Genomic DNA, 25329 nt, shown 5'->3' with positions numbered 1-25329 from the left:
GCGATGGCATTTAGTAAATCAGAAAATGAAAGGGTACGAATCCTGTGCTATCTTGTGATTGGCGGGACGGCGGCCCTTTTTGAATGGGCCTTGGTGTATTTATTTGCCGTGCGCCTCGGTCTCAATTATCTTTTGTCAACAGGCCTTGCTTATCTTTGTTCCACGGTCTGCCACTATATTGCGACCAATTGCTTTGTTTTTGACAGTGGCGTCCGCTACAGCAGAAAAAAGGAGTTTTCCCTGGTCCTTATTGTATCGACCCTGGGTCTTTTGCTGAACCTTCTTTTGATGCGCCTTTTCGTCGGTGCCCTAGGCGGCAGCGTCATGCCGAGTAAGATCCTTGCATCGGCACTTGTGACCATTTGGAACTATCTATCCAGAAAAAAATGGATCTATTCATAAGACGGCGGCTCCCACAGCTCCCGTCTCACTAAAAAGGGTGGGTTCATGATGTTTCGAAAAAAAGTTGATATCAAGTCATTCAAAAAAGTATATCTCGTCCATAACCACAATGCGGGTAAGCAGACTTTCTTTGCTGCCATGCACCGCAGTGTGGAGCGCCTTGCCGACGAGTTTATCGCGATGTATGGACCGGCTGCCTTTTCCTATTACCGCATCAACACCTTCAACGATGCTCAAATCGTGGCACGTAAGGCCTGCGATGAACAAGTCGATTGGATCATCATTGCTGGCGGCGATGGTACACTGCGCGCCATTTCAGAAGTACTCGTTGAACGGGACTATATGCCCTATGTGAGTATCTACCCTGCTGGTACGGTGAACCTTGTTGCCAAGGAACTGGCCCAGAAAACCGATGCCACAAGTTGGCTCATGCGCGTTGAAAAGGGCATTACGGCTCCAGTCTGGCTAGGAAAGGCCAATGACCGGATTTTTCTGACTGTGGCCGGCATCGGCGTTGATTCCCTCGTCGTCGATATGGTCACGCCCAAAGAAAAAAAGCTTCTTTCAACCCTTGCCTATGTGCGCCAGAGCGGCCTTGTGGCGGGAAATGAAATGCTGCTGCATCCGTGGAAGTATAAGTTTGAGGTTATGATTGACGGTGATGGCGTATGGCGGGCGGCCAGTTCCGTTATCGTCACAAAGAGCCGTTACTATGCAGGCCGTTTCTCTCTTGTTAACGGGGGCTCCTTATCCAATCCTGCACTATATGTCATCTTATTTAAAAAGGACCGTTGTGTCGACTTCCTGCGCTACACAGCGCTCATTGCGGCCGATATGCTCTCCTTGGATAAATCGGTCGAAATCTGTAAGGCCCAGGAGGTCCAGATTCGCTGCAACGTGAAGAACTTTGCGGCCGAATTGGATGGGGATAGCGTAGCAACGTCGCCCCTTTCCATTTCCCTCCTACCGACTCCGCTTAATTTTATTTCCTAGGGAGGCATTGTGAAAAAGAAGCTTGCGCTCATTCTTCCGGCCCTTCTTATTTTGGGTCTGGAATACTTTTTATGCTGGAATGATCTGAAAGCCATTTCGCCTTTTCCTCTGGCTGAATGCTGGTACCGAACTTTGAATCACTTTCTGCGGGATTTTCTGCTTCTTGGGACGGGCTCACTCCTTTATCTTAAGAAGCACCGGATCAAGGATCGGGCCCGGCGCTATTTCCCCGTCGTGGTCATTGGCGTGCTGTATCTTTTGGACGCCCTCTTCATGGTGACCTATGTTGAGCTTGACTGGGGATTTATGACGGTCCTTTCAATTCTTGCCGGTCTTTTTAACAATATCGTTGTCCTTTTGGTAACGGCCATGGTCTATCACCATTACCCCAATCGGGGAATGAAGGCATTTTATTTCCTTGTTTATTTTGTAACAGCCTTCATTATGTTGGGGGATGCAGTCTACTTCTGGAATACGAGCATGCATGTAGAGAGTGTTCTTTTTGAGAACCTCAATTATTATGCGGCCATAGGCGTCCTGTCAACGACGGATTCTTGGAAGCTGGTTCTTGGCGCCCTGCTTCTTATCGTGCTTGCTGCCCTTTTCCGTGTCGATCGCCCCCAGCGACGCAAGCCTAACCTGCCTTGGTCGCTCCTGTGCGTTGCTGTTTTTGCCTTGGGTCTTAACCTGACCTATCTTTTGTGCCGTGAAGGCGTCTATCATGGCCTTGACCTCGTGCCGGGCCTTGATCTTGAAGTGGATTTGGAAAAGAACCGAAAAACGACACGGGATGCTGTGGCATACCCTGTGAACGTGAACTTTTTCCAAAAAGCCTTTTTCAAGACCGATAAGGTTGTTCACGATCCCAGTGAATATAAGAAACGGGAACTGACCGATAAGGATCGTACCATCTTGAAACGTCTGGGCATCCTGCCTAAAACACCAGTCATTGTTCGAGATAAACCTGCTTATGACCGAATTGTCATGATCATCTTTGAGTCCGTCCATCGGGATTATCTCCATTACTATAATCCCGCGATTCCCAAGGAAACGACGCCTTATCTGGACTTGCTTGTCGAAAAGTATCCGCACCTTGACCACTACTACTCATCGGCAGTTCCGACGACACAGGGCCTTAATGCGACATTCCGCAGTCAGCTCATCTATGATGGTGACCTGCCGGGGACCCACCAGCCGTCACTGTTTCGTTCCCTTGAAAAAGCGGGGATTCCGGGGACATTTTTCAGTGCATCAAGCCGCTACTACAATAATGAGTACCGCGAGTATCCAGAACAGTTTGGTATGGCTCACTATTTTGCTAAGGAAGATATTGCCAAAGAAGGCTACTCTGGAGCAAGTGGCTGGGGTTTTCATAACGATGTCATGTATGACAACATGCTGCGCTTTTTAAAGAAAAGCCGCGGTCAGTCATTCCTTGTTGTCACGAAGACCCTTGATATGCACCAACCTTATCCCTATTATGGGATTACTTACGAAAACATGCCTGAGTCCGTGCGAACCCAAGGCACGGTAACCGTGTGCGGCATGTATTGGGTAGATCAGACCGTGAAGCATTTCTTTGAGGAAGCGGAAAAGGAAGGACTCATGGATGATCGGACCCTTTTTGTGATTACAAGCGACCATAATCCCCATTCGGGTGGGGAATATAAGACCCTTGTCCAAAAGCCGCAGGACAAGAAGAGCGTGGCGCCGATTCCTCTTATCTTTGTGAGTAAGAATCTGGAACCGTTGAAAAATCTCGAAAGTACGGATTATGGCAGCCAGGAAGACCTGGCTCCGACGCTCCTTGCGCTCATGGGCGTCCCCGTACCGGAAGAATTCATGGGGAGAAATCTCCTGCAGCCTACGGATCATCCCTATGCCTTGGGCTATTTTGGCGGTAAAGCCTATTACTATTCCGCCGACTTATCCTTTGTTTCCACGTTGGACGAGCCAACACCGGATCGGGAGGAAAAGGACGCCCTGGCAAATTATGTGATGTACAACTATGTGGAGCGGCATCTTAAGTATATGCCTTCCCTTTAAGGCACATACTTCCTCAGCCTGTTATCAATTGGGGAGGAGCCAAGTGGCGGGACCACCCGCCGCCGGTTCCTCCCTTGGTTTATTTGTAAGGAGTGTATGCTGATGCAAGAAAACGTGCCCCCGTCCTTTGGAAGACGGATGAAAAAAATCCTGGAAGTGATGGTGCCAATCCTGATTACCCAGCTTGCCATCACGGGGATGAACCTCGCCGATACAATCATGAGTGGTCACGCGGGCACGGCCGAACTCGCCGGGGTTGCCATCGGAGCCAATATTTGGATGCCTATTTTCACAGGACTCAATGGCATCCTCCAGGCCTTGACTCCGATTGTCGCCAACTACCGCGGTGCAAAAGCCTATGAAAAGATTTCCGGCGCGGTCTTCAGTGGGCTGATGCTTGCCTTGATCCTCAGCGTGAGCATCATCAGCGTGGGTATTCTGCAGCTTGATAAGGTCCTGTCATTAATGAATCTTGAAAGCTCGGTCGAGGTTGTAAGCCATAACTATCTAAGCTACGTGGCCATGGGCATTGTACCCTTATTTGGAGCCAGTATCCTGCGCTCTTTTGTCGATACCATGGGGTATACGCAGCTCACCATGCGGCTTTTTCTTCTTACCATGCCGGTCAACTGCTTCATGAACTACCTTTTTATCTTTGGAAAGCTGGGATTGCCCCGTATGGGCGGCGCTGGAGCGGGTGTGGGAACGGCCATTACCTGCTGGCTGCTCTTTCTGTCCTTTTCTTTTTTGGTTACGCATCTGGGCGTCTTTCGTAGTTTCCGCGTCTTTGATCGTACAGGTTTTTCCTTCAGTCACCTGCGGGAGCATCTGCGCGTGGGGATTCCCATGGGTGTTGCAATCTTCCTTGAAACGAGCATCTTTGGCGTGGAATGTCTTTTTGTATCAAGGTTTGGGACTGTGACGGTTGCGGCAAACCAAGCCGCCATGAGCTTTACGAATCTGCTCTATATGGTGCCTCTTAGTTTTTCCCTCTCCCTTACTATCATTATTGGGGCCTTTGTTGGAGCCAAGGATTATGCTGCGGCTCGGCTGTATGGCAGGACAGGCCGCGTCGGCAATGTCATGGTCGGGCTTTCCTTTGCTGTTTTCCTGCTTGTCGGGCGGACACTTATAGCTAGGCTCTACACTCAGGATCCGAGCCTTGTGGCGCCTATTGAGCATTTTCTTGGTTTTGCTATTGCGTTCCAGCTCTGTGATAGTACGGCGGCGCCTATTCAAGGCATTTTACGCGGTTATAAAGATGTCAAAGCAACTTTCTATTCGTCCCTTGCCGCTTATTGGGTCCTTGCCCTTCCCATTGGGCTCGTGATGGACTATGGATTCCATAAAGAAGCCGATGGCTACTGGATGGGCCTGATATCAGGAATCTTCTTTTCGGCCCTGTTTTTAACGCTCCGCCTGCGCTATATTGAAAAGAAATATCATGCGTAAAGAGCGGTCTGGGTTATGAAAAAAGAGGCTTGCAGCCTGCTTCGCTCGTTGGGGGATAACAGATCATTGATAGAAAGCTGTGCCGCGTTCCTAAGGAGTGGGAAAGTTCAGCTCTAAATAGGGGGTGAGCCCTTTTCCTACTTTTCCTTTCAGCCTGAGTTTCTCTCATCACGCTCTTATGATTGAACTCAATAATAGCGATGGCGACGCATAATGAAAAGGCGTATAGATACGATTTATCCAAAAAGTACGCAATGATTTTTATGTAAATATGTCATAATTTATAAGAAAATAAAAGAAAATATAAAAAATGCAAAAGATAGCAGGAAAAGACCATTTCAAATGTTTTTTCCTGTTTCTTTTTTACTAGGATAAAGAATCATTTTTATCAGGCGGTAGTATTTAGGAAGCCGATGTGCTACACTTGTAAAATATGAAAGGAGTCGATCCTATGGCCTCACTTTGGCAATTATTCAGCGTGTTTGCCCGCATGGGTGCGGTAACCTTTGGCGGTGGCTACGCAATGCTGCCCATCTTGCAGGCAGAAGTTGTAAACAAATATCACTGGGCAACGGATGAAGAACTGGCCGACTATTATGCCGTTGGACAGTGCACGCCTGGTGTCATAGCCGTCAATACGGCAACCTTTATTGGTATGAAGCTGCGAGGTGTTGCCGGTGCACTGGCGGCCACGCTTGGTGTTATTTTCCCATCCATGGTCATCATTACAACCATAGCGGCCTTTTTGTCAAATTTTGCCCATATTCCTGCTGTGGCCGATGCTTTTGCCGGAATTCGCGTTGGGGTATGTATCCTGATTTTTCAGGCCGTGCGGAAACTTTTTGCAAAGGCCGTCGTGGACAAACTGACCGCTGTACTTTTTTTTCTCGTCCTTATCATTAACGTGATCACGGACATTTCACCCGCCTATCTCGTCGTGGCTGCCGGCCTTGTCGGAATTGCGGCAAAAAGAAAGGACGGTGACGCATGATGCTTCTCTTAGCCCTGTTCATAGAGTATTTCAAGATTGGCCTATTTGCGATAGGCGGCGGCATGGCTACCATCCCGTTCTTAACGAAACTCGCTGATAAGACACACTGGTTTACGCAGATGGATTTGCTCAACATGATTGCCGTCTCAGAATCGACACCAGGGCCTATTGGCGTCAATACGGCCACCTATGTGGGATTCCATATTGATGGGCTGACAGGGATGTTATCTGCCACCATTGGCCTTGTGACACCGTCTGTTATCGTTGTAATCGCTATCTACAGTGTGCTCAAGAAATTCGGCCAGAATCATTACGTCAAGTCTGGTATGTATGGTCTCAGGGCTGCCTCCTGCGGCCTGATAGCGGCAGCAGGACTGTTGGTAGCAAAAGTGACCCTGATTGACGCCGCTGTTTGGAAAGAAACGGGAAACTTCTTCTCGTCTCTCATTGGGAGCCGTCTCTTATTGGCAGCTGTACTGCTCATCCTTACGACGAAGTTCAAAAAGGTCCACCCTGTGGTCTGGCTTGCTGCAGCTGCCGTGGTTGGCGTCGTATTTCATTTTGGAAGGTAGAAAAATAAAAAGCTCTCCTGTTTCCACCGAAAGGGTAAGGCAGGGGAGCTGATTTTTATTTATGGAGTTGAGGGGAAAGGTCGCCCATGGCTTTTTAATAAGGACAAAACCGTTTTGATTTGCTGTCATGCTGTGCCTTATGGCGAAGTGAAAAAAGATGATTCCAAGGTAACATCATATCTTGTCAAGGCGATTCCAGGCTAAGGCCATCTTGCAGCAAGGCAAAGATAAGGAAAAGAGTGGAACACCTACCTTCAAGTCATCTTTGGTCACCCTAACCTGCGATTTTGGCTGGACTGATTTCATTTGTCTTTTTCCTGGCTGGTGAGGGAGCCTGCCTTTTGTTTTTCCCTTCCATATTTCCTCTCCTACAAAAATGTGATACACTAGGGGCACGCTAGAGATTACCTATACCTAACTTATTTGTGAGGGGGCGGACTCATGAAACGTGAACTTCCATATTTTTCCATAGAGGGTGCTTTTGGGGGCAGCCAGGAATGGTTTACCCACGACTGGTGGATGCGAAAGGGCGGCTGTGCTGCCGTTACAGCAACAGACTGCAGCCTTTATTTTTCCCTTTATAAAAACCTTCCTGATGCAGCGCCCCAGGCCCAGAAAAAAATGACCAAAGCAGCCTACCTGGAACTGGGCATGATCATGAAACCCTACCTAAAGCCCCGTATCACAGGCATCGACAAGCTTTCCATCTATATGGAAGGCTTTACGAACTACTTGTGTGACCGCGGTATAAATGATCTTATCCTGACAGGATGGTCGGGGAATCATTCCTATGAATCCTCAGCTGAACTTGTAAAACACCAGATTGATGCCGGATGGCCCCTGCCGTACCTTAATCTTAAGCACCGCGCACCTAGCTTTCGGGATCTTGTTTGGCACTGGTTCCTGCTTACGGGCTATGAGACTTTCCACGATGAGGTCATGGTGAAAGTCACAACCTGTGGATCCTGGCGCTGGCTCTCTCTTAAGGAACTTTGGGATACGGGCTATAAACAAAAAGGGGGACTCATCCTCTTTTCCCGTCCGGTAATAGAACAGGAAGGAACGGGCAAATCGTTGGATAGGCTGTAAGAGTCATTGTAGATTTTCTGACGATGTACTATAATATACTTTGTATGTACCAACGGGAAGAAGTGATGCTTCCCATCTTTCAGCAATACATAGACTCAAAGGCGGAAGCTTCCGCAGAAGGGGATTTTTGTGAAACCATATCTTGTGGCGTTGGGCCTCTCTCTTGTTATCAGCTGGATCCTGACACCGGCTGTCAAAAAACTGGCATTTCACCTCGGCGCTGTGGACCGGCCGAATGCTAGAAAGGTTCATCACCGCATCATGCCGCGCATGGGCGGTCTTGCCATTTTTATTGGCTTTATGACGGCGGCGCTCACAACACTTGAACTGACAACGGATGTCATCGGGATTCTCTTGGGCGGTGCCGCAATTGCAGCTGTTGGCATGGTCGACGATATGATCCAGCTGTCGGCCAAGGTCAAACTCGTGGGACAGATTGTGGCGGCTTTGATTCCCGTCCTTTTTGGTGTCCGCATCGAGTGGCTCAATAACCCTTGGGGTGGTTATTTTTATCTGGATTATCTTTCCGTTCCCTTTACTGTTTTTTGGATTGTCAGCCTGACCAATGTCGTGAACCTCATTGACGGTCTTGATGGCCTTGCGGCAGGTGTCTCGGCCATTGCCTCCGTGACGGTCATTATGGTTGCGCTCCAGCAGGGCATGTATCCAGTCGCCATCATGACGGCTTCCCTTGCTGGTGCCATTATTGGGTTCATCCGTTACAATTTCAATCCTGCTACCATATTCATGGGAGATACGGGAAGCTTGTTTTTGGGTTACATGTTGGCGGCCATCTCAATCTTTGGCGCTGTCAAGAGTGCAGCGACCATTGCACTTTTGGTCCCTGCCATTGCCTTGGGGCTTCCCATTATGGATACGGCCTTTGCCATTTTGCGTCGCTATAAAAATGGCCGGCCCATTTTTCAGCCCGACAAAGGTCACATCCACCATCGGCTCCTTGCTATGGGCTTTAGTCAGCGTCAGGCTGTTATTTTCATGTATCTCATCAGTGCAGGGCTTTGCCTTGCCGCCGTACTGCTTACAGAAGTGGACGGGGTTTATGCCCTTGTCCTTCTGGGCGTACTCATTACCATCATCTTCATTGGTGCCAAGAAAATCGGCATCCTGAAGGATCGCTAGAATAGGGGCGTAATTATGGAAAAACTTAAAGTCATGACAATCTTTGGAACGAGGCCGGAGGCCATCAAGATGTGTCCGCTTATTCTCGAAATGAGGAAATATCCGAACACTATCGAACCGATTGTTGCTGTGACGGCCCAGCACCGGGAAATGCTGGATCAGGTCATGACCCTTTTTGACATCAAGCCGGATTATGACCTTAACATCATGACAGCTGGACAGACCCTTTATGATGTCACGACCCGTGCTCTCATGGGCCTTAGGGATGTTCTCGAAAAAGCCCAGCCCGATCTTGTCCTTGTCCATGGAGATACGACAACCACTTTTGTAGGTGCTTTGGCTGCTTTTTACCGTCAAATCCGTGTTGGGCATGTAGAAGCCGGTCTGCGTACGGGAAACAAATATTCTCCCTATCCGGAAGAAATGAACCGCAAGCTCACCGGTGCCATTGCTGACTTTCATTTTGCACCAACCGGCAACGCCAAGCGGAACCTGCTAAAGGAAAATGTCCCGGAAGATGCCATTTATGTAACGGGAAATACGGTCATCGATGCCCTTAAAAAGACTGTAAAGGATGTCTTTGATTTCCACAATCCGAAACTGGAAGCGGCCATCCGGAGCAATCATAAGCTGATCCTCATGACGACCCATCGCCGGGAAAACCTGGGGGCACCGATGCGCCATGTCTATCAGGCCCTGAAGGAAGTTCTCCGTGACTATCCGGAAGCGGAAGCCATTTTCCCCATGCACAAGAATCCCAAGGTTCGGGAAGTGGCGGAACAGGTCCTTGGTAAGATGGACCGCGTACACCTCATTGAACCCATGGATTATGAACCGTTTGCCAATCTCATGGCTCGCGTCGATATCGTCCTTACGGATTCGGGCGGAATCCAGGAAGAAGCTCCGGCTCTTGGTAAACCGGTCCTTGTCCTGCGGAATACGACGGAACGTCCTGAAGCAGTTACGGCAGGGACGGTGAAACTCATCGGGACGGGCAAGGAAGATGTATATGCCGCGACCATGCGCCTTTTGAGTGATGAAACCTATTACCGCAGTATGGCCGAATCCGTCAATCCCTATGGGGATGGCAAAGCCTCGGAGCGCATTGTAAGTTATCTCTTGGAAGCCTATGGTTATCAAACGGGGCGTATGACGGAATTTGAAAGTGAAAAATAAGGGAAAACATATGCCACATCCCTTGCCGCCTTCATTTAAGCGTGATGTTCTTCGTCTTGCGGCCCTCCAGGCCTTGGCAATTCCTTTGGTAGGCGGCCTTGCCTTCATGTTCTCACCCCAGCCCGGCGGTTGGCTTCTGGGAAGCCTCGCTGGCTGGTGTGATTCGGCCTTGTTCCTTTATGGCCTTTACAGCGGCATGAAAAAGGCTCCCCATCATGCGGCGCTTTCCATGCACCGCATGATGTTCGTGCGGCTTGGTACTGTCCTGGTCTTTGTCCTCATTGGTCTCAAGCTTGATTGGGGTGGACACAGGGTGCTTTTTTCCTATTTGCTTTTTTATGGACTTCTTCTCATCCAGATGGCCCGAAAGGGCATCGGGAAATTCCCTACAGATTAAGGAAGTGATAACATGGGTGTAGCAGAAGCTGCGGGTACGGAAATCATCCATTATGGACCAACGGAGATCCTGCCCGGTGTTGTCATCAACATGCAAACCATGTACATGTCATGGCTTACCATGCTGATTGTGGCAGCGATTGTCTTTGCGGCTACCCGCCACGTGGAGCGGATTCCCCACGGGATCCAGAACCTCGTTGAAATGTTCATTGAGTGGCTTGATAAACTCATGGACGCTAACCTTGGCATTGAAGGACGCCGGATGGCGACTCCCTTTGTCATCACCCTGTTCCTGTTTATCTTTGTGGCGAACGAAATTGGATTGATGCCCTCCATAGCCTTCCATTTTTCGTCACCTACGAATGATATCAACGTGGCGCTGGGTCTATCCATCATGGTTGCGGTGGCAACCTATATCTTTGGCTGCATCAAGCAGGGACCGAAATACTTCAAACATCTCATTTCTCCTTTTGCCCTCATGCTGCCGCTCAATCTTTTGGAAGAGCTCGCAAAGCCACTGACCATGGCCCTGCGTCTTTTTGGCAACATCCTTGCCGGTGAAATCCTGCTTGCCGTCTTGTATCAGCTGGTCCCGTTCATCATCCCTAATCTTTGGATCGGCTTCAGCTTGATCATTGGTTTCTTGCAGGCCTTTATCTTTACCATGCTGACCATCATTGCTTTGGCGCCTATTTTCAAACAGGCCCACGAGTAAATTTCTTTGAGAAACGAAAGGACGATCAAAATGCTTGATTCGAATACCATTATCATTGTTGCTTCTATCTTAGGGGCTGCCCTCATTGGTGTCGGTGCCTCCTTTGCTGCCACCCGCGGGGACTCTAGTGTCGCCACAAAGGCCCTCGAATGCATGGCCCGCCAGCCTGAACAGGCCGGCAGCTTCCAGACTAACATGCTGATCGGCATCGGTCTTGTCGAATCCATTCCTATTATTGCCTCCGTTATCGCCATTGTCCTCATCTTTGCCAATCCCTTTGTGACGAAATGAGGCTTCAGTTTCCGAGAAAGGATGTGCTTTGAATGGTCAGTGTGAACTATACGATAATTGCCCAGATCGTGAACTTCATCATCCTGCTCTGGATCTTGGCAAAATTCGCCTACAAGCCGCTGTTAAAGGCCATGGATGATCGCCGCAACCGCATTGTCAAGGACCTTGATTCGGCAGAACACGCCCGTAAGGAAGCTGAGACCCTAAAGCTTGAATATGCCAATCAGCTGAAGACGGCCCGTAAGGAAGCCAGCGATATCATTGCTAAGGCTAACGCTGATGCCCAGAAGCTCCATGACGAGGCTTTGGCCCAAGCACAAAAGGAACGGGATGCTCTCCTTGAAAGCGGCCGCGAGCGGGTGGAAGCTGAAAAGAAAAAGGCCCTTCTTGATGTGCGTGAACAGGTTATTGCCCTCAGTACAGAAATTGCCAGCCGCGTCCTGCAGGCAAAACTTACCAGTGAGGAAGACCAGGCGCTTGTGGCCCGTAAGACGGATGAGGCTCTCCAAAGTCGCTGAAAAAAAGGAAGCTCCCCATTGTGGCGGGCTTCTTTTCGTCGTCATAACGGCCATTTTTGTGACAATGGCCTCAGGTGATGCATGAGATTCCACGGCTGCCGCAGGCAGCCGTTTTGGGAGGAAAATAGAACGTATGGATAGTCAAAATAAGGAAAGCTTTTGGAAGCAGGTCTTCATGCGGCTCCATGTAACGGACGATGACAGGGCGATTTTCCCTGCTGGTTCCGTTCTTCCCCTTGACGTGACGACGGCAAGACCGCTCGTCGGGGACGAAGAAGTCCTTGTAACAAAGCTTTTAAGTGAAAAGTTTGGAAAAAATGTTGAAATCGCGTCTCGCACGGTGGATCCTTCTGTTGTGGGCGGCATTGCCGTTCGCTATGAAGATCATATCTTCGATGCCACGGTCAAGCGCCAGCTTGAAAAGATGGATGAACTCATGAAGACTATCCACCTAAGAGAAGAGAGCCTGTCCGGCACGGATCATCTGACAGACGCACTGAAAGCCGGCGTTGAACATTTTGATAATGAAGTGGGTCTTGAGGAAATCGGAATAGTCAAGACTGTCGGCGACGGAATCTGTACAGCGACGGGTCTTGGGGGAGCTATGAGCGGTGAACTTGTTTCTCTCCATGATGGGATTTACGGCATGGTCCAGAACCTTTGGCCACAAGAGGTGGGCATCGTCCTTTTGGGCGGTGCCAGTCAGGTCAAGGAAGGGGACACGGTGCGCCGCACAGGGAAGATTATGAGCATTCCCGTGAGCGAGGAAATGCTGGGTCGCATCATCAGTCCTTTGGGTCTGCCCCTGGACGGGCGGGGCAGCATCAAAGCTTCCGATTATCGTCCTATCGAATCACCGGCTCCTGGCATTGCAGCGCGACAGCCTGTTGATGTACCTCTGGAAACAGGTCTTAAGGCTGTGGATGCCCTTGTTCCGATTGGCCGCGGCCAGCGTGAACTCATTATCGGTGACCGCGGAACGGGAAAAACGGCCATTGCCATCGATACTATCCTCAATCAAAAAGGTAAGAACGTCATCTGCATTTATGTAGCCATTGGGCAGAAAGCTTCCAGTGTAGCCCGTTTATCGGCTGCTTTTGAAAAATATGGAGCTTCCGGCTATACCCTCATTGTTGCCGCGACCGCTGCCGATACGGCCCCGCTGCAGTATCTGGCGCCTTATGCCGGAGCGGCTGTTGGGGAATACTTCATGGATCAGGGCAAAGATGTCCTCATTGTTTATGATGACCTAAGCAAGCACGCGGTGGCTTACCGCGCCATGAGCCTGCTCCTGCGCCGTCCGCCTGGACGGGAAGCTTATCCGGGCGATGTGTTTTATCTCCATTCCAGACTGCTTGAACGTGCTTGCCGCCGAAATAAAGCCCATGGCGGAGGGAGCATGACGGCTCTTCCTATCATCGAGACCCAAGCTGGCGACGTGAGCGGGTATATTCCAACGAACGTCATTTCCATTACGGATGGGCAGATTTATTTGGAAACGGATCTTTTCAATTCCGGTGTGCGGCCTGCCATTAACGCCGGTCTTTCCGTTTCTCGTGTTGGTGGGGCTGCCCAGACAAAGGCCATGAAATCCGTTGCGGGAACGCTGCGACTCACGTTGGCCCAGTATCGGGAACTCGCCGCCTTTGCTCAGTTTGGTTCCGATCTCGATAAAGCAACCAAGATGCAGCTTGACCGTGGGGCCCGCGTGACAGAAATGCTGAAACAAGCCCAGTATCATCCCCTGACCATGGCAGAAGAAGTCATTGGACTGTATGCTGTGACACAGGGATATATGGACCATATCCCTGTGTCCGATGTCATTCGCTATGAACATGAGATGCTGACCTACATCAAGGCCCATTACGAAGGCATCCTCGCGCAGATCTCGAGTACGGGGAAACTGACGGATGAGGTCAAGGAAACCTTGAATGATGCACTTACGGATCATAACAAGGTCTTTATCCCCACGCCGGAAGATGCCCCTATAGGGAGTGAATGATCATGGCCAATACCAGTGGAATCAGGGCCCACATGAAGAGCGTCAGCAGCATCGGAAAAATTACCGGTGCCATGCAGATGGTCGCGTCGGCCCGTATGCATCAGGCCCAGCAGCGAGCCACGGCGAGCCTGCCCTTTGCAAGGAAGCTCCAGCGCCTCCTTCAGGAAGCCATCAGTGATCCGTCCGTCCTGGCCCATTTGGATCCTGTAAAGAACCCGCTCCTTGAACGGCGGCCTCTGTACAGGACGGCCTATATTGTGATCGGTTCCGATAAGGGTCTTGCCGGTTCCTATAACAGCAACATAGTCAAGCACACGGCCATCGAGCTTCGTGGAAAGGAAGAGTCCCCTCTCATTGCTGTAGGAAAGCAGGCCCGTCTGGGACTGTTGCACCACGGCTACAACGTCGTGCGGGAATGGGAAGGATTCAGCGAGAAGCCAACCTACGAAGCCGCCGAGGAGATTGCCGACTATGCGGCTAGTATGTTTACGCACCGCGAAGTGGACGAAGTGGACCTCATCTTTACGTACTTTAAGTCTCCTATGGTCCAGATTCCCCGCACTGATGCCATCCTGCCCCTGAAGACGAACTTTGAAAATGATGAGCAATGGCAAGCCCAGGAAGTGTGGGAAAAAGATGACCCAACGGATTTTTCGACCCTTGTCTACGAACCGGAAGCTGGGGAGATGCTTCCCTATCTGGCTTCTTACTATCTCAAGAGTCAGATTTTTACGGCCCTCATCCAAAGTTCCGCCAGTGAGCTCGCCGCTCGTATGACGGCCATGACGACTGCTACAGATAATGCCAATACTCTCCTAGGAAAACTGCGCCTGCATTACCAGAAGGTCCGGCAGTCGTCCATTACGACGGAAATCAATGAAATTGTGGGCGGGGCGGAAGCCTTGAAATAAGAGGAGGTCCCATCTGTGTCAGATATTAAGTTAACAAATCGTGTTGACCAGGCAGTTGCCCGGCTAACCGCTAAAAAAGAAGGTCATGTCGGCAAGATTGTGCAGGTCATGGGACCTGTTGTCGACATTCAATTTCCTGAAGGATCCCTGCCTGCAATTTTCAATGCCATTGAAATTGACGGGAATCCGACCAAGGACATCCATATCCATCTGACGACGGAAGTCGTGCAGCATATCGGCAGCGATACGGTGCGCAGCGTCGCCATGAGCTCTACTGACGGGCTTGTGAGAGGGATGGAAGCCTTTGATACGGGGCATCCCATTACCGTCCCCGTTGGAAAAGGATGTCTAGGCCGTGTCTTCAACGTCCTGGGCGAGGCCGTCGATGATGACCCGACCCCAGTGGACGCCAGTGAATATTGGCCTATCCATCGGCCTGCACCGGCCCTTAGTGAACAGTCAACAGAAACGAAGATCATGGAAACGGGCATCAAGGTTGTCGATCTAATTGCACCTTATGCTTTGGGGGGAAAGATCGGTCTTTTTGGCGGGGCTGGTGTCGGTAAGACCGTCCTAATCATGGAACTGATCCATAACGTGGCCACCAACCATGGCGGCTATTCCGTATTTTCCGGCGTTGGTGAGCGGACCCGCGAAGGCAATGACCTGTGGGGTGAAATGAAGGAATCTGGTGTCATCGACAAGACGGCCCTTGTATACGGTCAGATGAATGAACCGCCAGGAGCCAGAATGCGCGTTGGCCTGACGGGACTGACTATGGCAGAATACTTCCGTGACGCCATGAGTCAGGATGTCCTGCTCTTCATCGATAATATCTTCCGCTTCATCCAGGCTGGTTCAGAAGTTTCTGCCCTTTTGGGGCGTATGCCAAGTGCCGTTGGTTACCAGCCGACCCTTGCCAATGAACTGGGGGCCCTGGAAGAGAGAATCACATCGACGAAAAATGGATCCATCACTTCCGTCCAGGCTGTCTACGTCCCCGCTGATGACCTCACCGACCCGGCGCCGGCAGCTACCTTCTCCCACCTCGATGCGACGACCGTCCTTTCGCGTGAAATCGTAGAACTGGGCATTTATCCTGCCGTTGATCCCCTAGCTTCGACGAGCCGAATCCTCGACCCGCTCATTATCGGCGAAGAGCACTATAAAGTAGCCCGCGGCGTTCAGGAAATCCTCCAGCGTTATAAGGAACTCCAGGACATCATCGCCATTCTCGGCATGGAAGAACTGGGCGAAGCCGATAAGATTATCGTTTCTCGGGCCCGCAAGGTCCAGCGCTTCCTGAGTCAGCCTTTCCATGTCGCCGAACAGTTTACGGGCCAGCCGGGCTGTTATGTGCCCCTTAAGGAAACTATCCGGGGCTTTAAGGAAATCCTTGAAGGCAAGCATGACGACTTGCCTGAATCAGCTTTCTATATGGTGGGAACCATTGATGAGGCAATTGAAAAGGGCCGGAAGATGAGAGGCGAGTGATATGGCAAGTTTAATGACCCTTGAGGTCCTGACGCCTGATCAGTATCTCATGAAGCGAAAGGATATTGCCTATGTGCTCCTTAATACGGTCACAGGCGGTATTGGAATCCTCGCAAACCACGGACCCCTCATTGCCGTTCTCGGTGAGGGGACCCTTAAGTTGCAGGATGGAAACAACCATGTTATTCTATTATATGTTGAAGGCGGGTTCGCCGAAGTCAAGGATAACAAGGTCATCATCCTCACGCCCAAGGCAGAACTTGCAGAACATATTGATGTGAAAAAATGGGAGGCTGTCCGCGATGAAGCTGCGGCGCGCCTAACCCGTCCCGGCGTCCTCACCGATATTGAACATACGGAAAAGACGCTGCGCCGAGCCGAAGCACGGCTCAAGACGGCAAACCTCATGGGGCATGTCGCACCCTATGAATGGGAAACCTAATGAAAATCAACTGTCTGCAGCATGTTTTGCGAGAGGGGGACAGCCACAATGGATTTTATCAGCAAGATGGCTGCAAGCAAGATGGGTCAACTAAAGGCCGAGATTGCCGAGCTGAAGGAACGTCTCGAGGAAACCCATACAGACGAGCAGCGGGCGCGCCTTAAAAAGACCATCCGAGAAAAAGAGACGTACTATAACATTCTAGCCGATCGTATCCGTATGCATTCCATTTTTTGATTTCAGCGGGAACTGGGGCCATGGTCCTGGTTCCCGCTTTATGCGCCAAGGGCCTTATTTCTTTGCCCTATACAGTAGGCAAGCGCCGTATAGTATGGTATAATCTAAAAGTTAGCAAGAAAATCAATCGTCGCATGATGACGTAACAAGACCCATGGACATTTGAGGGGGTGCCATTGGGCGTGAGACACGTTCTGGGAGTTGTGTTCCTCGTTGTTTCTGTTGCGTTTGTCCATTGGGACGCAAAAAGGACCAAAATGCACCATCCAAATTTTTGGATTGTTGCGGTGGCCTTTTTCCCGCCCATGCTTGTCCTGTATCTCATTCGCCGCTATCAGCACCTGTCACAGACCAAACTGTCCAAACGTCAGGTGCGGGAGCTCATCAAACGCCGCAAGAGCCGGGCGCGGATGAAAAAAGCCGATGCTGACCGCAAGGCGTGGTCAAAGGCTGAAAAAGGTTACAAGAAAAGGGATCCAGATGGATTCAAGGAAACCAAGGAACGCGTAGAAGAGGAGAAAGAAGCCCTGCGCGAGCAGTTTGAAGACGAGCTTGAAAGACAGGAAAAATTACGAAAGCACCGCATGGGCGTCCGCCATTAGGCGCCTGTGGTTTTTGATTGAAGTTTAGCCTTGTACTGGGTCAAGGCCCCAGTCAAAGAAGTGAGGGAATCAGAGTGGAAAAATTGGTAGTCAAAGGCGGACACCGCCTTTCGGGAACGGTTCGCGTGAGCGGGGCCAAGAATGCGGTCCTGCCCATCATTGCCGCCTCTGTCCTGGGGACGGAAGGCAGCGTCATTTCAGAAGTGCCTGAACTGGAAGATGTATCGACCATCTGCAAGGTCCTGGAGTGCCTGGGCCTTAAAGTCGATGCATCCAAACCTCATACACTGAAAATCGACAGCCATGTCGTTACGGGGTATGAAGCTCCCTACGACCTTGTGAGCACCATGCGAGCTTCGTTCCTTGTCATGGGATCACTTCTTGCCCGTGTGGGAAAAGCCAAGATTTCTCTGCCCGGGGGCTGCGCCATTGGGACGCGTCCCATTGATATCCATCTGAAAGGCTTTGAGGCGCTGGGAGCACGGATTGAACAAGGTCATGGCAGTATTGAGGCCTCGGCTCCGAACGGACTTGTGGGAACGACCATCTACCTTGATTTCCCCAGTGTTGGAGCGACGGAAAACCTTATGATGGCGGCTTCCATGGCCAAAGGCACGACCATCATTGAAAATGCAGCCCAGGAACCGGAAATCGTTGACCTTGCCAACTACATCAATGTGATGGGAGGAAAGGTGCGCGGTGCAGGTACGACGGCCATCCATATCGATGGGGTGGAAAGCATGAAGGGCGGTGAGCATATTGTCATCCCCGACCGCATCGAAGCTGGAACCTATATGGTGGCCAGTGCCATGACTCAGGGGGACATCAAGGTGGAAAATGTCCTGTGCGAACATATGAAACCGCTCATTGCCAAACTCCGTGAGGCAGGCTGTACCGTTGAAGAAGGAATCAACGACGTGCGCGTCGTGGGACCGAGAAAACTCAAGCCGATTACAATCAAGACCTTGCCTTACCCAGGGTTCCCAACGGATATGCAGGCCCAGGTCATGGCCATGATGTGCATTGCCGATGGACAGAGTTCGGTCCTTGAAACGGTCTTTGAAAACCGTTTCATGCATGTGGATGAGCTCCTGCGCATGGGAGCCAACATCAAGACAAGCGGCGGCAGGGCAGCTCTCATTGAAGGCGTGGATAAGCTTTATGGCTGCCAGGTACGGGCGACGGACCTGCGGGCTGGGGCGGCCATGGTCCTTGCGGGACTTGTGGCTGATGGTACAACGGAAATCACCGATATCTACCATATCGACCGCGGCTACGAGAATCTAGTAACGAAGATGACGGCCCTTGGGGCCGACATCCAGCGCGTAGGCTGAGGCGCATATGAAGCGGCTGGAAGAAGGTTTCCTGTCAAGGCTCTTTACCAATGTTGACGTCGGCGTGGACCTGGGAACGAGCAATCTGCTTATTTTCCTGCCAGAGCGGGGCATTGTTTACCGTGAGCCTTCCATGGTGGCCATTGACAAAACAAATGGAAAAGTCGTTGCCGTCGGTCGGCGGGCAAAGGAAATGCTGGGGAAGACGCCTGACCGCATCGATGTGGTCCAACCTCTTGCTGGCGGCGTTGTCGCCGACTATGAAGCGACTGCCGGCATGCTTGGTACTGTTCTCGAACGGGTCGTGGGACGCAACATCTTTTTTAAGCCCCGTCTTATGGTCTGCATCCCGACGGGAGTGACAAGTGTTGAAAAGCGAGCTGTCATTGAGGCTTGTGCCCAGGCTGGCGCGGCAAGGACCTTTCTCATTGAGGAACCCTTGGCAGCGGCCATTGGAGCTGACATCGACGTGCGGGAAGCAAAAGGACGCATGGTCGTCGATATTGGCGGCGGGACGACGGATGTGGCCGTCATCAGCCTTGGCGGTATTGTTGCCAGCAAGGCACTGCGCATCGGCGGCAATAAATTTGATGAGGCCATTGTGCGTTACCTCAAAAAGGATCTGAACATTCAGGTCGCAGACAACGTGGCCGAAGAAATCAAACTCCAGATTGGCAGTGTGAGCCGTCTGGGAATGCACGGTGATATGCTCGTCCGCGGACGTGATCAGATTACGGGCCTGCCGACTGCACTGCGCATGACGAGCCGTGACACAATGCGTGCCATGGGGGAACCCGTATCCCAGATCCTATCATGCATCCGTTCCGTTTTCGAAAAGACGCCGCCGGAGCTTGCGGCGGATATCCTTAGTGAAGGCATTGTCCTGACGGGTGGGGGTGCTCTTTTGGAGGGACTGGCCGACGTTGTCCAGTCTGATACACACATTCGGACAAAGGTCGCTAAAGATCCTTTGGACTGCGTTGCCATCGGAGCCGGCAAGGCTTTTTCCCATTCGGTCATCATGGACGGACTGCTCCATCAGGAATAGCAACAACATCATAGACGGGGTGCTGCTGTGCGGCGCCCCGTTTTCATCTGTATGAGAGGGAACAAAAAACATGAACATAAAACAAATTGGGCGAACCCTGACCATTGCGCTTCTAGCAAGTCTTATGGCTGGTTCGGCCATGGCAGCAACCATCAGTGACCTTCGGGGCGGCGTCAAGGATACACGGGCGCGGCTTGTCATGGATATTGATGAGACTATGCACTATGAGGAACGGGCCCAAGGCAGGACACTCACCCTTACCTTTGACGCCAAGACGGACCGGACGCGGTCCGTACGGGTGAGGGACCGGCGCGTCAAAAACGCGGTCCTGGCGCCATTGGGAAAAAAGAGCCGTCTTGTCGTCACCTTCCGGGAAAGTGTACCGGACTACAAGGTCTTTTTCCTTAAGAAGCCAGGCCGCTTGGTCATTGATTTTCCGACAAAGAGCAAAAGCAGCACGGAATCCCCCCAAAAAACGGGCGAGAACCTCGGCAAAGGGGTGACCTACCGAAAGAGCCGCGTTAATTTGGGAGCAGGCAATGTTGACACCTACGTTCTCACGATTGCGCCTGACAGTGCTTATGAACTCCAATTTGTACCGGGCTATGGCCACACCATCCAAAAGGGGACCCTTTCCATGATTTCCCGCCGTTCTGGGGCCAAGGCCCTTGTCAATGCTTCCTATTTTGACTCCGATATCTGGGTTGTTGGAAATCTCAAGATTCGTGGCAAGTGGCTTGGTATGGAAGAAACGCCCCGCACAGGTCTCGTTCTTGAAGAAAAGGGAAAAGCAGCCATCTTGCCGCGGCTTTCTTTTACGGGCACCGTGACCCGACCTGATGGGGCGGAAATGAAGATAACGGGTCTGAATCGCATGCGCCTTGAAAATGACCTGATTTTTTATAATAATGGCTATGACGATACAACGGATACGAACGCGGCAGGCGTGGAAGTGGCCATCCGTAACGGCCGCGTCATAAAGACCGGCACAACAGGCAGCATGCCCATGAGCTGGAACATGACCGTTCTTTCCGGACATGGAACGGCAGCGGACTTCTTGCGCCCCCTTGCTGTTGGGGATAAGGTCAAGATCAAGACCAGTCTTGGCAGTCCTCTTGCCGATAAGGCGCCTAGTGTGGGTACGGCAGGGCCTCTTCTGGTTTATGACGGCCTTGTGAATGTGACGGCAAGTCTTGAGGAGATTCCTTCCGATATCGCGGATGGACGGGCACCCCGGACCGCGGTTGGCATCAAGAAGGATGGGACTATCCTTGTTGTGGTGGCAGACGGGCGGTCAAGCCGCAGTGCAGGGATGACCCTTCCTGAACTGGCACGTTACCTGATCCAGCTTGGCGCGGATCGGGCCATGAACTTTGACGGCGGAGGATCCAGTGAAATGGTGGTGAATGGAGCCGTGAAGAACCGTCCCAGCGATGGTGCTGAACGGCCAGTCCGTGTGGCTCTGGGCCTTTTCCCGCGCTAAGGGGACTTGCATGAAGGGATACTTTCGATATATAATGATAGCTACAACGAAACCTAATTTGTCGTTGTCATAAAGAAGGTGGATATCATGATGAGAAATTTACTCCATAAAAGAAATGTGTGGGCCCTCGCTATCCTTATGGTCATTGCCGCGCTGGGTATTGCTCAGGCAGCAACCACAAGACCGCAGACAGCCAGTCTTTCCGGACAGGTGGTGACCGCTGTTTCCGTTGGGGCTTCTGTCCAGGAAGGCAGCGTCCTGGTTACGGTCAAGACCCTTGCTGGTTCGGCACCGGCTGCAAGAGCCAACTGCAGCGGCAAGGTCGTTTCCGTATCGGCAAAGCCAGGAAGTACGGTTTCAGCTGGCCAAGTTGTTGCCCAGATTGAAGAACCATAACAAGTCTTAAAGCTGCAGCGCGTGAAGGGTTGCAGCTTCTTTTTCGTATCTATAACAAAAGTAGGGAGGACCTATGCTACGCTTTTTGAAACGAATGGGGCTCATGGTAAGCCTTGTTTGGATGATGCTCATTTCGGTGGCATTTGCCAATGTACCCACCATTGCGGTAGAGGAGCTGCGCCCAGGCATGACGGGCTACGGCAAGACCGTTTTCCAAGGTACCAAGATAGAGACCTTTGATGTGGAGGTCCTTGGCGTGACCGGCTCGGAAACAGGGGGCTATAGCATCCTCATCCGTGCTTCTGGAGATAACCTCAGAAAAAATGGCGGTATTTCCCAAGGCATGAGCGGCAGCCCGGTCTATATTGATGGACGCCTAGCCGGTGCTGTGGCGTATGGACAGGCCTTTTCAGACCCTAACTACTGCTTTTTGACCCCCATCAACCAGATGCTCGATATGCTTCAGGAACCTGATCCGCGTCCGTCCGTCTTTGAGGGCCTCGCAGCAAAAAGCACGCCCCTCATGGTCAGTGGGTTTACGGAAGATGGGCTTCATCACCTCAACGAGAACTTGAAACCCTTTGGCCTTACAAGTTATGCCGTACCGACAGGGGCTGATGCTCTTTCCGGTGTGGGACTCGAACCGGGAAGCTCCGTCGGTGTTTCCTTGGTCCGGGGCGACATGAATATTGGTGCCATTGGCACTGTTACTTGGGTGGGGGATGATGGCCATATCCTGGCTTTTGGTCATCCGTTTATGCAGCATGGTAAGAGTGACTATTTCATGACGAATGCCTATATCTATGCAGCTGTCCCTAATATTCAGAGCGCCTTTAAAGTGGGCTCTCTTGGTGATACCTTGGGGCGCATTACAGAGGATCGCTTAAGCGGCGTTGCGGGAAAATTGGGAGAAAATGCCAAGATCATCCCTATGTACGTGTCTGTCACTGATATGGACCGTGGCCTTCACCAATCAACGAATGTTCAGCTTGTCACTGATGAGGACCTTGTGCCAACCCTTGTGGATGGAGTTGCGTATAACGCCGTAAGCCTTGCCAAGGACCGTAAAGGCGGCGGAACAAGCCGTATCCGTTTCACCGTAACTGCCCAGGGAGAGAAGGAAGGACCCATCCGCCTGCGCCGGGAGAACATGTTCTATAGCAGCAAGGACATCGGCAAGATCACGAATTCCGAGCTCAATATCGCGCTTGATATGCTTATGAACAACCGCTTTGACACGGTGAAGATCTTTGATGTCAATGTTGATGTGGAAACAAGCGCTCAGTGCGAAGTAGCGGAATTGGTCAGCGCCTCCTTCCCCAATCAGCCTGTGGTACAGGGTGGGGATCTGCCCATTCGCCTGACCTTTAAGCCCTATCGGGCCAAGGAATTTACGAGGACCATCCACTTCAAGGTCCCTGATAAGCAGAAACCGGGGCCCATGAACCTCATTGTACGCAGCGGCAACGCGACACAATGGCTGCAAAACGCCTTGAACCGCCGTAACCAGCAAAATGCGGGGGATGAGCAGATGGCTGGCTCTATGGCCAATGCTCAGCGGGAATTCAAGGATTTCCTGAGTGACTTCAATACTATGGATGCCAATAATGAAATTGTCGTAGATCTTGCCCAGAATCTTGATTCTGTAGAAGCTAAGGACGGAGATGCCCAAAGCTTTGCTTCCGGTGTCTCGACCCTCCTCAAAGGAAGCCCAAACAAGCAGAAATATACCATGGACTTCATCATCAGCGGGGAAACAGGAATTACAGTGCAGGTGAAAAAGCGGTAAAATGATTCCCGCAATAATTGCGGCACCTTGATAATGATAGTGAGCCCATTGCTTTAGGAAAGAGGGTCCTGAAGCAATGGGCTCATGCCGTATCAGGAAAACTGCCCGGACGATTTTTTTCGCATACAAGTCGTGACGGGCCAGCAATGCTTCATAAAGAGACCTATTTTTTCATTAATTTTTTCCACAAAATGCGGTATAATATTAGAACGAGTTCTAAGTATGCAGAACGCCTGCGTTCCTGCAATAAAGGAGTTACGTCATGGGACTTAAGACAATCTGTGCCTATTTGGGCCACCGGGCCGTTTATGCCTTTCGGGCGACAGGACGCATCATGAATCTTTTTTTTGCGACCTGCGCCGCCCTTTCCAAGGCCACACCGCGGGAGGTCCTGCGCCAGATGGCAAAGCTTGGGGCAGATTCCCTGCCCATTGTAAGCATGACGAGTATGTGTACGGGCATGGTCCTATCCGTTCAGACGGCGAAGGAATTTGTCCGTTTTGGTGCAGCTGATTCCGTCGGCGGCATTGTGGCCATTGCTATGGCCCGCGAGTTGGCACCTATCCTTGCCGGTGTTGTTGTGGCCGGCCGGATCGGAGCCGCCATTGCTGCTGAAATCGGTACCATGAAGGTCACGGAACAAATCGATGCCCTACGCGTTATGGCGACCAGTCCAACCCAGTATCTTGTGGCCCCGCGCTTTCTCGCCATTGTGCTCATGATGCCCATCCTGGTTATTTATGCCAACCTCGTCGGTGATATCGGCGGCGGGTTTGTTGCTATGAACTATGCCGGAATCGGGAGCCATATGTTCATCGAATCCATTCGTGGCTTCGTTGAATCTTGGGACCTTGTGGGCGGCCTCATCAAAGGTTCCGTTTTTGGTGCCATCATCGCCGTCATCGGATGCCATAAGGGCCTTAATGCTCAGCAAGGGGCCGAAGGGGTAGGCAAGGCTACAACGGCATCCGTTGTTCTTTCCATTATCCTGATCTTTATCTTCAACTATTTCCTCTCCGTTATGTTGTACGTCCATGGAGGCTGATATGAGCGAAACGGTAATTGAATTTAAGGACGTGGACATGTCCTTTGGGGACAAGACGGTCCTTGACCATGTATCCTTTTCCGTTGAAAAAGGAGAGACCGTTGCTATTATCGGTCCGAGCGGTACGGGCAAAAGTACGACCCTGAAACTTCTTATTGGGCTTCTTGAGCCGATGGGGGGCAGTGTCCGGATAAAAGGCCGTGAGGTCAATCATTTTACGGAAAAACAGTGGAACGACCTGCGGCTTCACATGGGGATGGTTTTCCAGTATTCTGCCCTTTTTGATTTTCTGACAGTGGAAGAAAATGTGGCCTTTGGTCTTAAACAGCATACCCACATGCTAACAGACGATATCAAACTGCGGGTAAGGGATCTTCTTTCGTCCGTAGGACTTTCTGGGAACGAAAAGGCCTATCCCGCAGAACTTTCTGGGGGAATGAAAAAGCGCGTTGGCCTCGCCCGTGCCCTTGCCCTTGATCCTGAAATCATCCTTTATGATGAACCTACGGCTGGCCTTGATCCCATTATGGCGGCAAACATCAGTCAGCTTATCCTTGATACGAAACGTAAGCGGGGCATCACGTCCATCCTTGTAACCCACGATATGGCGTCCGCCTTCCTCTGCGCGGACCGAATCCTCATGCTCAATCAGGGTAAGATTGTCTTTTCTGGGACGCCCCACGAGGCCCGTCATACGAACCAGCCCCTTGTAAAGGCCTTCATCCGCAGTGACCTATTTGAAGAGAACCCAACAAAGGAGTGAAA

General features: G+C 51.3%; 26 protein-coding genes. All 26 read left to right on the top strand.

Features of this window, described 5'->3' with window-relative positions; translation table 11 throughout:
- Positions 1-3 precede the first annotated feature (3 nt).
- The 26 genes from H503_RS0100910 (at position 4) to H503_RS0100775 (ending at position 25327) form a co-directional block, all read left to right on the top strand.
- Entirely contained in the window at positions 4-402 is a 399-nt protein-coding gene (locus tag H503_RS0100910) for a GtrA family protein (RefSeq protein WP_009015853.1), read from the top strand.
- Between the two features lie 45 nt (positions 403-447).
- A complete protein-coding gene (locus H503_RS0100905; protein ID WP_014128820.1) occupies positions 448-1395 on the top strand; it encodes a diacylglycerol/lipid kinase family protein in 948 nt (315 codons plus the stop codon).
- Between the two features lie 9 nt (positions 1396-1404).
- Complete coding sequence (locus tag H503_RS0100900) at positions 1405-3441, top strand: LTA synthase family protein (protein ID WP_009015851.1); 2037 nt, start codon at positions 1405-1407, stop codon at positions 3439-3441.
- A 102-nt stretch (positions 3442-3543) separates the two neighbouring features.
- The gene (locus H503_RS0100895; RefSeq protein WP_016459419.1) at positions 3544-4893 is read left to right on the top strand and encodes an MATE family efflux transporter; all 1350 of its coding nucleotides are present in this window, start codon (positions 3544-3546) and stop codon (positions 4891-4893) included.
- A gap of 451 nt (positions 4894-5344) precedes the next feature.
- Entirely contained in the window at positions 5345-5884 is a 540-nt protein-coding gene (locus H503_RS0100890; protein WP_009015849.1) for a chromate transporter, read from the top strand.
- Entirely contained in the window at positions 5881-6456 is a 576-nt protein-coding gene (locus tag H503_RS0100885; RefSeq protein ID WP_016459420.1) for a chromate transporter, read from the top strand. Before H503_RS0100890 ends, H503_RS0100885 begins: the two co-directional genes overlap by 4 nt.
- A gap of 441 nt (positions 6457-6897) precedes the next feature.
- Complete coding sequence (locus H503_RS0100875) at positions 6898-7545, top strand: hypothetical protein (protein ID WP_026385377.1); 648 nt, start codon at positions 6898-6900, stop codon at positions 7543-7545.
- Positions 7546-7674: 129 nt separating this feature from the next.
- Positions 7675-8685 carry a glycosyltransferase family 4 protein gene (locus H503_RS0100870; RefSeq protein WP_009015846.1) on the top strand — a complete coding sequence of 337 codons (1011 nt, stop codon included), beginning with the start codon at positions 7675-7677 and terminating at the stop codon, positions 8683-8685.
- Positions 8686-8700: 15 nt separating this feature from the next.
- A complete protein-coding gene (wecB, locus tag H503_RS0100865; protein ID WP_009015845.1) occupies positions 8701-9861 on the top strand; it encodes a non-hydrolyzing UDP-N-acetylglucosamine 2-epimerase in 1161 nt (386 codons plus the stop codon).
- A 10-nt stretch (positions 9862-9871) separates the two neighbouring features.
- On the top strand, positions 9872-10258 hold the full coding sequence (locus tag H503_RS0100860; RefSeq protein WP_016459422.1) for a hypothetical protein: 387 nt from the start codon (positions 9872-9874) through the stop codon (positions 10256-10258).
- 12 nt (positions 10259-10270) lie between these two features.
- Positions 10271-10972: a F0F1 ATP synthase subunit A gene (gene atpB / locus H503_RS0100855; protein ID WP_009015843.1), complete on the top strand. Its 702-nt coding sequence runs from the start codon at positions 10271-10273 to the stop codon at positions 10970-10972.
- 30 nt (positions 10973-11002) lie between these two features.
- Positions 11003-11263, top strand: a complete 261-nt coding sequence (atpE, locus tag H503_RS0100850) for an ATP synthase F0 subunit C (RefSeq protein WP_009015842.1) — start codon at positions 11003-11005, stop codon at positions 11261-11263.
- A gap of 32 nt (positions 11264-11295) precedes the next feature.
- Complete coding sequence (gene atpF / locus H503_RS0100845) at positions 11296-11781, top strand: F0F1 ATP synthase subunit B (protein ID WP_009015841.1); 486 nt, start codon at positions 11296-11298, stop codon at positions 11779-11781.
- Between the two features lie 133 nt (positions 11782-11914).
- Positions 11915-13783 carry a F0F1 ATP synthase subunit alpha gene (atpA, locus tag H503_RS0100835; protein ID WP_009015840.1) on the top strand — a complete coding sequence of 623 codons (1869 nt, stop codon included), beginning with the start codon at positions 11915-11917 and terminating at the stop codon, positions 13781-13783.
- Positions 13784-13785: 2 nt separating this feature from the next.
- Positions 13786-14694, top strand: coding sequence for an ATP synthase F1 subunit gamma (gene atpG, locus H503_RS0100830; RefSeq protein WP_016459423.1), 909 nt, complete (start codon positions 13786-13788; stop codon positions 14692-14694).
- A 24-nt stretch (positions 14695-14718) separates the two neighbouring features.
- Positions 14719-16188, top strand: coding sequence for a F0F1 ATP synthase subunit beta (gene atpD / locus H503_RS0100825; protein WP_367281716.1), 1470 nt, complete (start codon positions 14719-14721; stop codon positions 16186-16188).
- A 1-nt stretch (position 16189) separates the two neighbouring features.
- Entirely contained in the window at positions 16190-16630 is a 441-nt protein-coding gene (atpC, locus tag H503_RS0100820) for an ATP synthase F1 subunit epsilon (RefSeq protein ID WP_009015837.1), read from the top strand.
- Positions 16631-16678: 48 nt separating this feature from the next.
- The gene (locus H503_RS0100815; RefSeq protein WP_014128814.1) at positions 16679-16867 is read left to right on the top strand and encodes a hypothetical protein; all 189 of its coding nucleotides are present in this window, start codon (positions 16679-16681) and stop codon (positions 16865-16867) included.
- A gap of 182 nt (positions 16868-17049) precedes the next feature.
- Positions 17050-17469, top strand: a complete 420-nt coding sequence (locus H503_RS0100810) for a hypothetical protein (protein WP_131219503.1) — start codon at positions 17050-17052, stop codon at positions 17467-17469.
- Between the two features lie 74 nt (positions 17470-17543).
- Positions 17544-18803, top strand: a complete 1260-nt coding sequence (gene murA / locus H503_RS0100805) for a UDP-N-acetylglucosamine 1-carboxyvinyltransferase (RefSeq protein ID WP_014128812.1) — start codon at positions 17544-17546, stop codon at positions 18801-18803.
- A gap of 7 nt (positions 18804-18810) precedes the next feature.
- Positions 18811-19851 (top strand): rod shape-determining protein, encoded by a 1041-nt coding sequence (gene mreB / locus H503_RS0100800; protein ID WP_009016404.1) that lies wholly within the window; start codon positions 18811-18813, stop codon positions 19849-19851.
- A 70-nt stretch (positions 19852-19921) separates the two neighbouring features.
- Positions 19922-21334 carry a phosphodiester glycosidase family protein gene (locus H503_RS0100795; RefSeq protein ID WP_009016403.1) on the top strand — a complete coding sequence of 471 codons (1413 nt, stop codon included), beginning with the start codon at positions 19922-19924 and terminating at the stop codon, positions 21332-21334.
- Positions 21335-21421: 87 nt separating this feature from the next.
- Positions 21422-21730: a hypothetical protein gene (locus H503_RS0100790; RefSeq protein ID WP_016459426.1), complete on the top strand. Its 309-nt coding sequence runs from the start codon at positions 21422-21424 to the stop codon at positions 21728-21730.
- Positions 21731-21803: 73 nt separating this feature from the next.
- Positions 21804-23519: a SpoIVB peptidase S55 domain-containing protein gene (locus H503_RS0100785; RefSeq protein WP_009016401.1), complete on the top strand. Its 1716-nt coding sequence runs from the start codon at positions 21804-21806 to the stop codon at positions 23517-23519.
- Positions 23520-23781: 262 nt separating this feature from the next.
- Positions 23782-24564, top strand: a complete 783-nt coding sequence (locus H503_RS0100780) for an MlaE family ABC transporter permease (RefSeq protein ID WP_009016400.1) — start codon at positions 23782-23784, stop codon at positions 24562-24564.
- A 1-nt stretch (position 24565) separates the two neighbouring features.
- Positions 24566-25327: an ABC transporter ATP-binding protein gene (locus tag H503_RS0100775; protein WP_009016399.1), complete on the top strand. Its 762-nt coding sequence runs from the start codon at positions 24566-24568 to the stop codon at positions 25325-25327.
- Positions 25328-25329 lie beyond the last annotated feature (2 nt).

It is taken from the genome of Acidaminococcus intestini DSM 21505, from assembly GCF_000425045.1.
Taxonomy (GTDB): Bacteria; Bacillota; Negativicutes; order Acidaminococcales; family Acidaminococcaceae; genus Acidaminococcus; species Acidaminococcus intestini.
Note: the sequence above shows the minus strand (reverse complement) of the source record. Positions and strands in the feature narration are given on the sequence as shown.

Coding starts and splice junctions, on each gene's coding strand:
- H503_RS0100795 (WP_009016403.1), top strand. CDS start 19,922: ATGAACATAAAACAAATTGGGCGAACCCTGACCATTGCGCTTCTAGCA.
- mreB (WP_009016404.1), top strand. CDS start 18,811: ATGAAGCGGCTGGAAGAAGGTTTCCTGTCAAGGCTCTTTACCAATGTT.
- H503_RS0100890 (WP_009015849.1), top strand. CDS start 5,345: ATGGCCTCACTTTGGCAATTATTCAGCGTGTTTGCCCGCATGGGTGCG.
- H503_RS0100860 (WP_016459422.1), top strand. CDS start 9,872: ATGCCACATCCCTTGCCGCCTTCATTTAAGCGTGATGTTCTTCGTCTT.
- H503_RS0100775 (WP_009016399.1), top strand. CDS start 24,566: ATGAGCGAAACGGTAATTGAATTTAAGGACGTGGACATGTCCTTTGGG.
- atpF (WP_009015841.1), top strand. CDS start 11,296: ATGGTCAGTGTGAACTATACGATAATTGCCCAGATCGTGAACTTCATC.
- H503_RS0100910 (WP_009015853.1), top strand. CDS start 4: ATGGCATTTAGTAAATCAGAAAATGAAAGGGTACGAATCCTGTGCTAT.
- H503_RS0100885 (WP_016459420.1), top strand. CDS start 5,881: ATGATGCTTCTCTTAGCCCTGTTCATAGAGTATTTCAAGATTGGCCTA.
- atpG (WP_016459423.1), top strand. CDS start 13,786: ATGGCCAATACCAGTGGAATCAGGGCCCACATGAAGAGCGTCAGCAGC.
- atpB (WP_009015843.1), top strand. CDS start 10,271: ATGGGTGTAGCAGAAGCTGCGGGTACGGAAATCATCCATTATGGACCA.
- wecB (WP_009015845.1), top strand. CDS start 8,701: ATGGAAAAACTTAAAGTCATGACAATCTTTGGAACGAGGCCGGAGGCC.
- H503_RS0100875 (WP_026385377.1), top strand. CDS start 6,898: ATGAAACGTGAACTTCCATATTTTTCCATAGAGGGTGCTTTTGGGGGC.
- H503_RS0100905 (WP_014128820.1), top strand. CDS start 448: ATGATGTTTCGAAAAAAAGTTGATATCAAGTCATTCAAAAAAGTATAT.
- H503_RS0100780 (WP_009016400.1), top strand. CDS start 23,782: ATGGGACTTAAGACAATCTGTGCCTATTTGGGCCACCGGGCCGTTTAT.
- atpE (WP_009015842.1), top strand. CDS start 11,003: ATGCTTGATTCGAATACCATTATCATTGTTGCTTCTATCTTAGGGGCT.
- atpC (WP_009015837.1), top strand. CDS start 16,190: ATGGCAAGTTTAATGACCCTTGAGGTCCTGACGCCTGATCAGTATCTC.
- H503_RS0100815 (WP_014128814.1), top strand. CDS start 16,679: ATGGATTTTATCAGCAAGATGGCTGCAAGCAAGATGGGTCAACTAAAG.
- H503_RS0100790 (WP_016459426.1), top strand. CDS start 21,422: ATGATGAGAAATTTACTCCATAAAAGAAATGTGTGGGCCCTCGCTATC.
- H503_RS0100895 (WP_016459419.1), top strand. CDS start 3,544: ATGCAAGAAAACGTGCCCCCGTCCTTTGGAAGACGGATGAAAAAAATC.
- H503_RS0100785 (WP_009016401.1), top strand. CDS start 21,804: ATGCTACGCTTTTTGAAACGAATGGGGCTCATGGTAAGCCTTGTTTGG.
- atpA (WP_009015840.1), top strand. CDS start 11,915: ATGGATAGTCAAAATAAGGAAAGCTTTTGGAAGCAGGTCTTCATGCGG.